Genomic DNA, 13,865 nt, shown 5'->3' on the forward strand with positions numbered 1-13,865 from the left:
CAAAGAAGGAGCGTAAAACTATACGTTTTACACTCCTTTTTTATTGGTTAATAAAAATTTAGTTTTTCAGTGACCTCATTAAATTCGGGATTTTTTTATTTTGCAGCTTCTGCTCTTTCCAGTTTCTGAAGTTCGGCTTCGTAAATTCTTTTTCTTAAATCGCTGGAAGAAAACCTGTGATCTCTTTTATTGTAAAAAATCTCAATTCCTTTTTCTTCACAATATTTTTTTCCAGTGAAATCTCTGTCTAAATAATCGTCCCCGATAATTCTTACATCAATTACGAAAGATTTTAAAATATCCAGAAGATCTTCCTCCGTGTAATATGGAATAATCTCATCAACAGCATTTACTGCTTTTAACTGAATATATCTTTCTACGATGGTCTGAGTCGGTTTATTTTTGGTTGGACGATCATGAGAGGGATCAATCTGCAAACCTACGATAAGGTAGTCACATACGGTTTTTGCTTCTTCAAGCATTTTGATATGTCCTGCGTGAAGCAGGTCGAATGACGAAAACGTGATGCCTATTCTTTGTGTTTTCATATAAATGTCTTCTTTTTTGTACAAATTATTAAGTGTTTCTTGTTTCTAAATATTTTTGCCACTGCCAAACTGTTCTTAATGCCTCTTCCAGAGACGTTTCAGACTTCCAGTTAAGCTCTTTCTGGGCTTTATCTACGTTTGCATAAGCAATGGTAATATCTCCTTCTCTTCTGTCGCAGATCTGGTAAGGAACTTTCACGTCATTTGCTGTTTCGAAAGCTTTTACTATTTCCAGAACCGATGAACCTTTTCCTGTTCCTAAGTTAAAAATATCAATCACAGCATGATCAGAATCGTCTGCCATTAATTTTTTCAATGCTGCAACATGGGCTTTAGCCAAATCCATAATATAAATATAATCACGAACTGCTGTTCCGTCTTCGGTAGGATAATCATTTCCCCAAACACTCAACTTCTCGCGAATTCCTGCCGCAGTTTGCATCACGTAAGGTACTAAATTATTCGGAATTCCAATAGGCAGTTCCCCGATTTTCCCGGAAGGATGCGCTCCGATCGGATTGAAATATCTTAATAAAGAAATTTTGCGGTGATATGCTTTTGCAAAATCAATCAGGATCTCCTCTCCCATCTGCTTTGTCTTTCCGTAAACGCTTTCAGGCATTTTTAACGGAGTATTTTCGTGGATCGGCATTTCATCCGCCTGTCCGTAAACCGTGCAGGATGAGCTGAAAATAAAGTTTGAAATTCCTCTTTCTTTAAATTCCTGCAGAATATTGATTAACGAAAACAAATTGTTCTCATAGTAATCAACAGGTTTCACCTGACTTTCGCCCACCGCTTTGAATGCCGCAAAATTGATACACCCCTCAATTTCATGAGCATCAAAAACCTGCGTTAAAAGTTCTTTTCTTTTTAAATCGAAAGGATAAAAAACAGGTTTCTTCCCTGTAATTTCTTCAATATTTTTTAATATAAATCTCTCGGAATGAGATAGATCATCCACAATAACAACCTCAAAATTGTTATTCAGAAGCTCAACAACTGTATGCGAGCCGATATATCCTAAACCTCCTGTTACGAATATTGCCATTTTTAGTTTTTAAATACTTTGTCAAAGTTAAAAATCTTTGACAAAGTTCAAATTAATTTCTTTTAAGTGACACTGTATAAAATTTTCACGGTCACCAAATAACTCCAAAACATCCTTACGCATAATATTGGTTTCTGCATTTGAAATTATTGCGGGATAAGATGAAAACTTATAAGTATAAAAATTTTCTGGATTTTGATGAATATATACAATTAAATTTCTAAGGTAATCATCAGAATCTATATGTATTCTTTTGAAAGGTGACTCAAAAATGGGTCCGCTTCTTTGATATACTTTATTAAAAGACTGAGTATAGCTGCTAATCAATTTGCCAATGGCTTTACTGAAAAACCCATCTTCGGAATGGAGTCCACTCTTTTTTTCAGAAAAAGCTATTTCTTCGACAGACCTTACTTTGAGAAGAAAATGAAAATGATTTGGCATTAAACAATAAGCATAAATATCAAAATAAGGAACTAAATATACTTTAACCTTCTGAAGAAAATAATTATAATTTTCATTACTTAAGAAAGTTAGTTTAGAATTAATTCCTCTGTTAAAAATATGATAAAACTTATCTATTTCCAAATGAGTTCCCCTTATCTCCATGATTGTGTTTTTAACTTTGTCAAAGATTTAAACTTTGACAAAGTTCTATCCCATAAACTCCAACACCGCATCCGTAATATACTTCAACTGCTCATCATCCAGTTCCGTATGCATCGGAAGAGAAATTACCTGATCCAAAAGTTTGTCTGTATTTACAAAATCGGCGTCGTTACTTTCCTGAAAATAGGCTTTTTGCTTTCTTAAAGCCACCGGATAATAGATCATTGCCGGAATTTCCTTTTCAGCTAAGAATTTTTGCAAATCATTACGCTTTCCGTTCAAAATTCTCAATGTGTACTGGTGGAAAACGTGAGTAGAATATTCCGCTCTTTTTGGTGTTAAAATATGTTCATGTCCGGCAAAAGCTTCATCATAATAATCTGCGGCTCTTCCTCTTGCCTCGTTATAGTTATCCAGATGCGGAAGTTTTTTTCTCAAAATAGCAGCCTGAACACTGTCTAATCTTGAATTTACACCTACCTCATCATGATAATATCTTTGGTACATTCCGTGGTTTACAATTCCTCTTAAACGGTGCGCTAAATCATCATTATTCGTAAAAATTGCTCCACCGTCTCCATAACATCCTAAATTTTTAGATGGAAAGAAAGAAGTCGTTCCCACCGTAGACATGGTTCCTGCTTTTTTTACAGTTCCGTCCGAAAAAGTGAATTCGGAACCGATTGCCTGTGCGTTGTCTTCAATTACATATAAATTGTGCTCTTCAGCAATTTTTAAAATTTCTTCCATATTCGCGCACTGTCCGAAAATATGTACGGGAATAATCGCTTTTGTTTTTGGAGTAATGGCTTTTTTAATCGCCTCCGTTGAAATGGTGAAAGTATCATAATCCACATCCACTAAAACAGATTTAAGTTTAAGCAAATGAATAACTTCCACCGTTGCCGCAAAAGTAAAATCTGCTGTAATGATCTCATCACCCTCCTTCAGATCAAGACCCATTAAAGCAATCTGAAGTGCATCTGTACCGTTTGCACAGGGAATAACATGTTTTACGTCCAAATAAGACTCTAATTCATTCTGGAAAGACTTTACTTCAGGACCGTTAATGAAAGCCGCTGAATCCATTACATTTAAAACTGCATTATCTACTTCATTCTTTATTTTGTAATACTGACTTTGTAAGTCAACCATTTGAATCTTTTTCATAAATAAATATTTCTGTAAAAATAAGGAATTTAAAATCCCTTCAAAAATTTTATTGATTTTGTTTTATCTTTATACAAAATAAATACATGAAAAAAACTTTACTTTTTTGTCTTTTAGCAGGTTACTCTGTCAGTTTTGCACAGACATCGCTTGTTTTTGTATTTTTTAAGGACAAACCGAACAAGGCTGCATTTTATGCAAATCCGCTGTCTGAATTATCCCAAAAATCCCTTAACCGCCGTACTTCATTAGGAATTGCGCTGAATGATCAGGATGCTCCGATAGAACAGACTTACATTACCAATATTCAGAATTTAGGATTCACCGTAACCGATTATTCAAAATGGCTGAATGGTGTCACCGTGAATGCAACTCCGGCTCAGATTGCCACGCTTCAGGCGCAGAATTATGTACAGTCTGTGGAAAGTTTTGCTAGAAATTCTTCCGCAGGAACAAAAATGAGCCATCAGAATAAATGGGACAATCCAATCGACCCGGCTAATAAAAATTTAACCACTTTTGACTATGGTTCTGGCTCCGCACAGATCGATCAGATCAATCTTCGCCCCCTCCATTTAGCAGGCTACACAGGAACCGGAGTTACCATTGCGGTTATTGATTCCGGATTTCCTTACGTAAATACAGGTTCTGCCTATTCAAGATTATGGACGAACGGACACATCAAAGGCGGATATGATTTTGTGGCTAAAGGAACAGACATTTACAATACTTCACTCAATAATCACGGTTCTGCTATTTTGGGTGCCATCGGAGGTTACATTCAGGATACTTTTGTAGGTTCCGCACCGGATGCCGATTTTTATCTGTACCGAAGTGAAAATGCTGCAATCGAAATTCCTGAAGAAGAACTGTACTGGATTGAAGCTGCAGAAGAAGCCGACCGTAAAGGAGTGGATATGATTACAACTTCTCTGGGCTATGCTACTTTTGATGATCCGAAATACAACTACACTTATGCCAATATGAACGGAACCACTTCCTTTATTGCAAGAGGAGCCGAAATAGCTGTTAACAAAGGAATTTTCACATTATTTGCCGCAGGAAATTCAGGAGCTCAGACTTGGCATTACATTTTAACTCCGGCGGATAATGCAAAAGTCTTTACCATCGGAGCCGTAGATTCTTCAGGAGCTTCTTCCACGTTCTCATCTTTCGGTCCGAATTCTGCGGGTGTTGTAAAACCCGATGCGAGTGCAAGAGGAACCGCTGCAACAAGTGTTATCAATAATAATTCAACCATTTCAGTTAACGGAACATCCATTGCCACTCCCATTGCTGCGGGAGGAGTCGCCTGTCTTATTCAGGCTTTTCCTACCATGAACAGAGATTTAATGAGGGATAAATTAAGACAGAATGCATCGCTTTATCCCAATCATACCGATCAGATGGGATTTGGAATTTTAAATTTCGGAGGCCTTTACAATAACGTTTTAAGCACTTCGGAACTGGTAAAGAAAAACAATATTGCCATTTTCCCGAATCCTGTTAAAAATATTCTGAATGTGGCTTCAGAAAGTGATGTTTTATCTTTGGAAGTTTACGATAACTTAGGAAGATTCATTACAAAAACCAATAATCAAAAATCTGTAAAAGTCGAAGATTTTGCAAAAGGCGTTTATTACCTGAAAATCCAGACGAAGGATAAAATTTATTATGAAAAATTCATAAAAGAATAAACTGAATCGCAATCCAATAACTTGAGTTGTTCGCCGTAAATTTTTACATTCTTCTTTTCATTGGTTTTCAATATATTTTTGAATGAAATTTTTTTTTTTACTGACCAAATCCTTAAATTATTTAAAATCTTATGTGACTTAAGTGTTTAAAAACACTGTCGTTTAATCTGCAACACTGTCATTTTGAGCGCAACAAAGTGGAGTCGAAAAATCTCAAATAACTGCATTTTAAGAGATTCTTCATTGCATAATGCTTCGCAAAATTTCATTCAGAATGACAGATTTCCTTTATGGCTTTCGTGGTTAAATTTAAAAGGCTGTTATTTAAAAAAATTACGTTCAGATCAATCTTCAGATTCTCTGAGATTGTGATGAAAAAATACGGTTAAAAGCAACAGATTGTTGAAATCATCTGCTGTTTCGATCTTCGGCTTTTGTTTAAAAAAAGAATTTCTGAAGCTGAATGTCATCATTAAAGCATCATCCTGAAAACGGTATAAAGAAACAGTTATGTTGATAAAACCCTTTGATCTGTAGAAATATATTTCGGTATATTGATCCTGATAATGAAATATTCTTTGGTTTACGCGATCAATCATTACGACAACATTTCCCTTTTCATCAAAGTATTCAGTTTTATCCCAAAAAAAACCTGAATATTTAATCCTGTATATTTGATCTTTGATTTTCAGTCTTTCATTAGTTGAGAAAACAAAATTAGCCAGCCTTTCCGCAACGATATTCCCTGCTTCATCTAAAAGCTGACAAGAAGATAAAATTTGCTTTATCGTGAATAATTTCATCCTTTAAAAATATCATTTTCCTGATGAAAAACAATTTTTACTTTACAAATAAATCTTTGCAGGTATACTGAAGCTTTTTGTTATTGATGCTTACTCTTCCGTTATATTCGTAGAGAGAAACCGAATCGAAATGCACTGCAATTTTATGTATCTCAATTTCAAGATCCACATCATGATTGTTCGAAAATTTTAGGATCTGCTTTTTCTGATTTCCCAATGAATCTGTAATCTTTTTATTCTCGCTTAATTTTACGGTATCTTCATAGATTCTGTAATCTTTTTTCCATCCTTTAAATTCATAAAGCCCGATGTAGAACAATGAATCATTGATCCTTTTTACAGAAAACAGATCATACATACAGTGCATCGTAAGATCGCTCAGGTTTTCTTTGTTATTAAAACTGCTGTTTAAATAATCCCATTCGTCCTTTTTCACCTCATGATCTTTTTTACAGGAAACCAGAGCCAGAAATAGAAAAATGTAAAATATTTTATTCATAAAAAACAAGTTGAGATTAAAAAATTTTCTTTCTGAATACAAAAACAATCACTCCCGAAAATAGCAGATACGCGATTGCTACACAAAAACTAATCAGTTCGGTTCTTCGTATGGGTTTGGTCTGAAACTTAATTTCCTTAATTGCTTTCTTTTGTACATGATCGATTACCGGAGGTGTATACAACGCCAGTCTTTCTTCAAGAACAGGCTTATTAAAACCGTACTCTTTTGCTATTTTATAAGTTTCTGCAGCTTCTTCTTTTTCCTGCATCAGATAAGAAATATTTCCGAGATCAAATAAAAGCTGTGCTACGATTTTATCCTTCGGTTTTACAAAAGAAATCCTCTCATTAAGCTGATAATACAATTGCTTTCTTAAAACAAAAAGTTCCCCATTACCTCTTTCCGATTCAGGAAATTTTCCATTCCCAAAATCATTTCCGATTAAAAATCTGGAATTGATCAATTTTCCGCCTTTCATTTTGGCTTTCAGAATATTGATGTGAATCCATTCGGAGCCGTAGTGAGAATTCGGGTTTATTTTTACTGCTTTTTCAATCCAGCGCAACGCTTCGGCATTATTCCCGATCAGTTCATAAGCGGTACCGATATTGGAAGCGGTAGAATATCGGTTGGGTTCCGCTTTTTCAATCTTTTTGTAAAGTTCAATGGCTTCCTTATATTTTCCCTGAATAATAAGGATCAGTCCTTTATCTGAAAGGTAATTCAGTTTTCCTGTTTCCCTGTAACCCTTTTCCAGCGATAACAGTATTTTATTCAGTTCTTCGGTATTGGTAAAAGAATGACCATAAGGAACATACCCTTCATAGTCTTCATAGAGAATGGTTCCGTCTTCGAGATGCAGTGTTTCTCCGTTCAGGCATCCGAATGCAGGAACAGAAAATAAAACACCGAACAGTACACTAAAAAAATATTTCCTCATATCCGATTTCTATGGTTATAAGTTTAAAAAGTTTTTATTTGCAAAAGATACAAAACCTGCTGCATAAAATTAATTTTAATAATTAAATAAGTCACATTATTTTAACCAAATATAAAAGATCACACGAGAAGAAAATCAAAGATTTTTAAAACTAATGTGTTCTGATCTAAAGCTTAGAAATTATAATAAAATCTTATGTGACTGATGTGTTTAAAAACACTGTCATTTAATCTGCAAAGCTGTCATTTTGAGCGCAACGAAGTGAAGCCGAAAAATCTAAAAATAACTGCATTTTAAAAGATTCTTCATTGCAAAATGCTTCGCAAAATTCCTTTCAGAATGACAGAAAAATTTAACCGCAAAAGGCACAAAAGATAATGATGAAGCTGATTTTTAGAATTATAAAAAGTCCTCAAAAGAATAAAAATCAAAGATTTTTAAAAACTGTTGTGTGCTTTTATTCTTATGCTTGTTAACTTAAAAAAATGCATCAAAAGCTTTTGTGGCTTTTGTGGTTAAAAAAAGACTTCTTAAGCTGCAAAGCTGTCATTTTGAGCGCAACGAAGTGGAGTCGAAAAATCTAAAAACAACTGCATTATAAGAGATTCTTCATTCCATAGTGCTTCGCAAAATTTCATTCTGAATGACAGGAAAATTTAGGCACAAAAGATAATGATAAAGCTAAATTTCAGAATAATTAAAGTCCTTAAAAGCATAAAAATCAAAGATTTTTAAAAACTGTTGTGTGCTTTTATTCTTATGCTTGTTAACTTCAATAAAGCATCAAAATCTTTTGTGGCTTTTGTGGTTAAAAAAGTACGTATATCAATCAACAAATCGTTGATTTTACGACTGGTTTCCGGAAGTTCCGGTTTTTCCTTCGCTGTTCGTCTTTTGCAGCGAAGAATTTTTGGCGGCCTTTACCAGTTCATTCGTGTCGCTGTACAGAAGTTCCCAGCCGGAAACGCCCTTCATCACAGTTAATAAACTGATGTAGGCTTTCAGGTTTTTCTCAAGGTCTTTGCGGATCGCACTTGCGCTTGTCATTTGTCGGAGGTCTGCATTGGCTTCAGCCTGATCGGCAAATAAGGTCTCAAAATCCTCATGCTTGGTTTTCATTTCTGTGAATGCAGCATTGATGGAAAGCAGTCCGATTTTCTGCATATTTTCGGGAGCTTCCAGTTCTTCGATGAGCTTTTTCATCTGTGCGGTCTGCGAAGAATAGCTTAAACGGTCGAGAGCCAGTCCGTACTTCTTCAATACATTGTACAAATCTTCGGCAGCCTGATAATTGGGCGCAGAAGAAAGTTTGCGGTATCCGTTGAGAAAAGCTTTCAGATTGGTGTAAGCGACATCCCTTTCATGATCTGCCGTTGCCACATCCTTCCCTTTTCCGCTGTAGCTCTGCTTTGCATAGACCTTATCGTATTCTGTGTACGAATTCTGTAAAGCCAAAGTAAGAGGATGATTATCAACTATGGTATATTTCCCTGACTGTGCATTTGAAAGAATACGTTGAGATAAAGTAGCGAGATCTTTAGTACTCAGTTTTGTGAGTGCAATTTTCATTTTGTTTGCGTTTTTTTGATTAATAATTTAAAAAACCAAATATAAAAAAACTTCTTTGATTACAAACAACTCTGTTTTAAACCTCCGGAGAACTCCGAAACTTACAAACACTATTGTTTTAAACGACAGAAGTCCTCCGGAGGTTTCCCGCAACTTGCAGGAGAATTCCGGAGATGTACGGAATTCGCAAACAACTTTGTTTTTAATCTCCGGAGGACTCCGGAAGTCTTCTACAGATTGTTGGAGAGGTTTTGCTGGTGGAGAGGTTTTTAAAAGTTTTACTAATTATATTTTCTTATAAAATCCGTAGAAATACGGAAAAAAATATATTGTTAACTTTCTATATTTGAAATTATAGAAAAATAGTATGGCAAAAAAACAAATATCTGAGGGAGAAAAAATTGATGCTGAAAATATTTTCGCGTCTGAAAACAAGAATGAAATCCAAACATTTGATGTTGTAAAAGATTTAATCGATACTTATAGATTAGACGGTGATGAAAATTTAAAAAAGGATTTTTTAGAAAAATTTAAAAAATTTTTATTGCAAATCATCAGTAAATATAATATAAAAGACAAATATAATTTTGTCTTTTTATTCGATGATAGTACAATGTTAAAAAGCGATGCAGATAAAATTTATAATTCTGTTACAGATTTTGATAAAAAAAAGCCTGTTTTAATGATTCTATTCTCAAGTGGCGGAGTGCCTGGTTCAGCTTACCTTATAGGCAAACTTTGTCGTGAATACTCGAATGGTATTTTTAATGTAGCAGTTCCAAGAAAAGCAAAATCTGCAGCAACATTATTATGCTGTGCTGCTAATGAAATTCATATGGGAAGCTTAAGTGAATTAGGACCTATTGATCCACAAATTAATGGACTTCCTGCACTAGGTTTAAAAAACTCTATAGAACATATATCAGAACTTGTTACACAAAATCCTAAATCTTCTGATATGTTTGCAAAATATTTACAACTTTCTATTGAACCAATTCAAATTGGCTACTATGAAAGAGTTGCAGAATCGGCAATACAATATGCAGAAAATCTTCTATCTACACACTCTCAAAATCTACCAAAATCTCCAAATGAAATTGCTAACGAATTAGTTTACAAATATAAAGATCATGGTTTTGTAATTGATAAATCAGAAGCAGAAAAAATACTTGGAGCAGATATCATAAAAACCAATACTGAAGAATATGAACTAAGTAATGAGATCTATCAGTTTTTAGATACATTATCTAGGTTTTCAGACTATATAAAACATAATTTTTATTTTATTGGTGGAATAAATTCTGAGCCGGCAATATACAAGCAGAATAATTCTTAAAAGCATAATCATTATAATAAAAAAACCTGCCTCACCGCAGGTTTTTTCATATCCATCCCCTACTCTCAAATTTTCTATCTTTGAAAACAATTCTTAAAAAAACCGATAACCTTCATGAACAAAAGAATACAAAAAATTGAGAATCATGTTCAGGATAGAAATTCTATGGCATGGAAGAAACTTTGTGATTATATTGATAGGGTTGCCGAAGACGGAAGGGAAGAATTTTCGCCGGCGGAAGAACTTGGCTATGATCTTTTTTCTCAGATTCATACCCTTCCGGAAACGATTTCAAAACTTAAAAAGATAAAAAAAGTCCGGCTGTACGGAAGTAAGCTCAAACGCATTCCTCCAGAAATCGGAGAAATGGAATCGCTGGAATATTTTGAGGTCTACACTTCCTATGATTTGCATTGGTTTCCTTATGAGATCACCCACTGCAAAAATTTAAAAAGCAGCATCATGAGCACGAGAGCCGTCTACGGCAACTATAAAAACAGAATGGGCTTTCCGGATTTAAGCCAAAACCCTGTCCGTTACTCAGGCGAAACTGTACAATGCAGCGTGTGCCGTAAAACAATGAGCTATGAACAGACCAATCAGCTCTGGATCTCCCTTTGGGTAGGAACCGATGTGATGCCTTTACTGGTGAATGTCTGCTCAGAAGAATGCACGAATGCATTGCCACAACCGCCGGAAAATTATATTCAGTACGCTCATAAAGGAAGTTCCGCCTTACAACAACCCTCCCGATGAAAATGAACGTTTTCAGCAACAATTGAAAGCATATAAATTGAAGAAAATAGGATTGTAACTTCGCAGGAAAAGGAAGTCCCGACGAACGAAATAAATACAGATGAACCGCCAAAACTGATCAGATTCATCAGAAAAATATGGGAGCGTAAGCTCTGAGACTTATTCTATTCTGCTGTCATTTTGAGCGAAACGAAGTGGAGTCGAAAAATCTAAAAATAACTGTATCTTAATAGATTCTTCATTCCATAATGCTTCGCAAAATTCCATTCTGAATGACAGAGGAATTTAACCACAAAAGTCACAAAAGATTTTGATAAAGCTGATTTTTAGAATTATAAAAGTTCTCAAAAGCATAAAAATCAAAGATTTTTAAAAACTTTTGTATGCTTTTATTCTTATCCTTGTTAACTTTTAAAGCTTTTGTAGCTTTTGTGGTTAAAAAAGTACGTGTATTTAATCTTCAAAGCAGTCATTTTAAAGAGATTCTTCATTGCATAATGCTTCGCAAAACTTCATTCTGAATGACTGAGGAATTTAACCGCAAAAGTCACAAAAGATAATAATAAAGCTGATTTTTAGAATTATAAAAGTTCTCAAAAGCATAAAAATCAAAGATTTTTAAAAACTTTTGTATGCTTTTATTCTTATCCTTGTTAACTTTTAAAAATGCATCAAAATCTTTTGTAGCTTTTGTGGTTAAAAAAGCACGTGTATTTAATCTTCAAAGCAATCATTTTCAATAGATTCTTCATTGCATAATGCTTCGCAAAATTTCATTCTGAATGACAGGAATAGTTTTGAAAATTAACCATGAAGTATTGTATTAAATAAAAAATTTAAAAAGACCTTTCATTCATCACCCTTCTCAACTTTTCATTACATTTGTTTTATCAATTCAATAAATAACCACGAAACTGCTTTCTTATTCTATGCAAAAAATTGTCATTCTTTTGTTTTTCGCTTTATCGGCATCTGTTTTCGGACAGGATTATTTAAATAAAACCGAAAAATATGACGTGGAACTGTTTAATTATTTGGACAGTTTGACGGTGGAGAAAAAATTTCCTCTGGAAGAGTATCTGAAGTTTTCAAAGCCTTTTTCGAAATGGGATATCCGACCTTTACAGCATGAGAAAATCTACGCGCTTGATTCGGTACGCACATCAAGTGAAATCTCCAATTTCTTCTGGGGTGGTTTTTCTCAGCGGTATGAACTGACGGAAAAGGAAGCAGCAGACAAACCGAATCAGTTTTTAAAACAAGGCATGATTAACGAGGACAGGCATATTCAGTTTCTGAAGGATCATTTTTCGGAGTTTAAAACACTGGCTGCACTGGTGGGGAAAAGCAGAAATTTAATTTATGTAAACCAAAGTTCTCTGCAAAGGGTAGATGGTATTTTTAAAGAAAACAATGGATACTGGTCTTATTTGATTCCGCAAAAATCGCCTTTCCCGATCTCGGCAAAAATAAAAGCGGAAGGGAACTACCGTTTCAGCTCGTTGCAGCAACAGATCCTTGAACAGATGAAGAAAGTAAATATTTATTCGATTGTGAAAACAGACTTGGGAATGTTCTTTCTTCTGGATGGATTTTCAGATAATTCTTACGGCTATTATTTTTCCCCGTCGGGAATGCTGGAAAACAACAATCACTTGTTTGAGATCATGAGTTCCCGAAATATCAGCGACGGGTTTTACTATTATATTGCGAATTAGGGAGGGTTAAAATTGATATTGCATCGCTGTTTGCCAAATGTATCGTCATTGGTTTTTCGTTAATAATTGGATTATATTTGCTGATAAATCTAATAAACTTAGATTTCCAATATAAAAAACTACAGACAACCATTAATTATGCAAAGACAGACCATAAATGATGCCTATTTTTCAACATTAACATGGACGGATCATCATTTAATAGACTTGGCAAATTCGGCAACTCTTTTTTTACCGGACGGACAGATTAAAAAACTTGAAAATTATTATTTACCATTTTCTTTTGACAGTGCGCTAAGCTCTTCCGATGGTGTATACTCAGTTGTTTACAACAGACTCGGCACAAAGGGTCTCATCATGAAGAATAAAAAAATCTTAAGAGAAATCAACCGTTCTTATTATCATGCAGGCGTCTACGAGTACCCTATTGCATTCGCTAAACTTAAAGATGGAAGAGATATTCTTATTCACTGCCCAAATGAATACAACAGGTTGGAATTTGAAGAAGTTGAAACAGGATTACTTCTGACAGACCATGCAGACAGAAATCCTTCACATTTTTTTCATTCACGCCTTGAAGTAAGCCCGGATAATAAAACTTTTTTAAGCAAAGGCTGGGCATGGCATCCGTATGATTTTGTGGAAATTTTTGATATTGAAGAATGTTTAGAGAGTCCTAAAGCATTGGATAAAAGCAAACTTATTCCTGATGTTTCTGCTGAAATCTGTACAGCAAGTTTTATTACTAACGAATTGGTTTTAATTGGCTCTCCAAATGAAACGGAGCCTTTTGATGATGAACCCTCCGATCTGCTTGAAAACGGTGAAATTGGGATCTGGAATGTTACAACAAATGAAATATCAGATATAATTAAGCCCAACTGTAAGGTGGGCGGAAATTTAATAGCAATAGATGATACATTCGCTTGGGAATTATTCAGGCATCCTAAAATTATCAATTTCAGAACAGGAGAAATTGTAGAAGAAATAAAAGAAATTTATTCCGGTAAGCAGATTTCATCAATTATACACTCTACATCTGATTTACCTTTAATAACATTTAATAAAAAAACAAAACAGATTGCAATAGCTAAAGATACAAGGATTGAAATACTGACTAAATAATATCGATGAGAAAGTTTTGAGAATTTTTTAATTAAAAAAAT

At 34.4% G+C, this 13,865-nt stretch carries 13 protein-coding genes; 5 read left to right on the forward strand and 8 right to left on the reverse strand.

Going from position 1 to position 13,865, the window contains the following annotated elements; all coding sequences use genetic code 11:
• Positions 1-95 precede the first annotated feature (95 nt).
• The 4 genes from H6W52_RS10765 to H6W52_RS10780 are packed head-to-tail and all read right to left on the reverse strand — an operon-like array spanning position 96 to position 3,378.
• On the reverse strand, positions 96-548 hold the full coding sequence (locus H6W52_RS10765; RefSeq protein ID WP_116099639.1) for an adenylyltransferase/cytidyltransferase family protein: 453 nt from the start codon (positions 546-548) through the stop codon (positions 96-98).
• A gap of 28 nt (positions 549-576) precedes the next feature.
• The gene (gene galE / locus H6W52_RS10770) at positions 577-1,599 is read right to left on the reverse strand and encodes a UDP-glucose 4-epimerase GalE (protein ID WP_116099638.1); all 1,023 of its coding nucleotides are present in this window, start codon (positions 1,597-1,599) and stop codon (positions 577-579) included.
• 27 nt (positions 1,600-1,626) lie between these two features.
• Complete coding sequence (locus tag H6W52_RS10775; RefSeq protein WP_185144437.1) at positions 1,627-2,208, reverse strand: hypothetical protein; 582 nt, start codon at positions 2,206-2,208, stop codon at positions 1,627-1,629.
• A 45-nt stretch (positions 2,209-2,253) separates the two neighbouring features.
• Positions 2,254-3,378: a DegT/DnrJ/EryC1/StrS family aminotransferase gene (locus H6W52_RS10780; protein WP_116099636.1), complete on the reverse strand. Its 1,125-nt coding sequence runs from the start codon at positions 3,376-3,378 to the stop codon at positions 2,254-2,256.
• Positions 3,379-3,464: 86 nt separating this feature from the next.
• Here H6W52_RS10780 and H6W52_RS10785 point away from each other — a divergent pair, with 86 nt between their 5' ends.
• On the forward strand, positions 3,465-5,075 hold the full coding sequence (locus tag H6W52_RS10785) for a S8 family peptidase (RefSeq protein WP_116099635.1): 1,611 nt from the start codon (positions 3,465-3,467) through the stop codon (positions 5,073-5,075).
• A gap of 344 nt (positions 5,076-5,419) precedes the next feature.
• Here the strand turns inward: H6W52_RS10785 and H6W52_RS10790 are convergent, their stop codons facing one another.
• The 4 genes from H6W52_RS10790 to H6W52_RS10805 form a co-directional block, all read right to left on the reverse strand.
• Positions 5,420-5,878: a hypothetical protein gene (locus H6W52_RS10790; protein ID WP_116099634.1), complete on the reverse strand. Its 459-nt coding sequence runs from the start codon at positions 5,876-5,878 to the stop codon at positions 5,420-5,422.
• 37 nt (positions 5,879-5,915) lie between these two features.
• Complete coding sequence (locus H6W52_RS10795) at positions 5,916-6,377, reverse strand: hypothetical protein (protein ID WP_123892015.1); 462 nt, start codon at positions 6,375-6,377, stop codon at positions 5,916-5,918.
• A 16-nt stretch (positions 6,378-6,393) separates the two neighbouring features.
• The gene (locus H6W52_RS10800; RefSeq protein ID WP_116099632.1) at positions 6,394-7,320 is read right to left on the reverse strand and encodes a tetratricopeptide repeat protein; all 927 of its coding nucleotides are present in this window, start codon (positions 7,318-7,320) and stop codon (positions 6,394-6,396) included.
• A gap of 846 nt (positions 7,321-8,166) precedes the next feature.
• On the reverse strand, positions 8,167-8,889 hold the full coding sequence (locus H6W52_RS10805) for a DUF6261 family protein (RefSeq protein WP_116099631.1): 723 nt from the start codon (positions 8,887-8,889) through the stop codon (positions 8,167-8,169).
• A 367-nt stretch (positions 8,890-9,256) separates the two neighbouring features.
• Here H6W52_RS10805 and H6W52_RS10810 point away from each other — a divergent pair, with 367 nt between their 5' ends.
• The 4 genes from H6W52_RS10810 to H6W52_RS10825 all read left to right on the forward strand — a co-directional run bounded on the left by H6W52_RS10810 (position 9,257) and on the right by H6W52_RS10825 (position 13,824).
• Positions 9,257-10,225 (forward strand): SDH family Clp fold serine proteinase, encoded by a 969-nt coding sequence (locus H6W52_RS10810; RefSeq protein WP_116099629.1) that lies wholly within the window; start codon positions 9,257-9,259, stop codon positions 10,223-10,225.
• Positions 10,226-10,339: 114 nt separating this feature from the next.
• On the forward strand, positions 10,340-10,981 hold the full coding sequence (locus H6W52_RS10815) for a leucine-rich repeat domain-containing protein (protein ID WP_116099628.1): 642 nt from the start codon (positions 10,340-10,342) through the stop codon (positions 10,979-10,981).
• A gap of 929 nt (positions 10,982-11,910) precedes the next feature.
• Positions 11,911-12,699, forward strand: coding sequence for a hypothetical protein (locus H6W52_RS10820; RefSeq protein WP_116099627.1), 789 nt, complete (start codon positions 11,911-11,913; stop codon positions 12,697-12,699).
• A 138-nt stretch (positions 12,700-12,837) separates the two neighbouring features.
• Positions 12,838-13,824 (forward strand): hypothetical protein, encoded by a 987-nt coding sequence (locus H6W52_RS10825; protein ID WP_116099626.1) that lies wholly within the window; start codon positions 12,838-12,840, stop codon positions 13,822-13,824.
• Positions 13,825-13,865: the final 41 nt, after the last annotated feature.

The sequence above is a fragment of the Chryseobacterium sp. C2(2020) genome, assembly GCF_014218915.1.
GTDB classification, from domain to species: Bacteria; Bacteroidota; Bacteroidia; order Flavobacteriales; family Weeksellaceae; genus Chryseobacterium; species Chryseobacterium mucoviscidosis.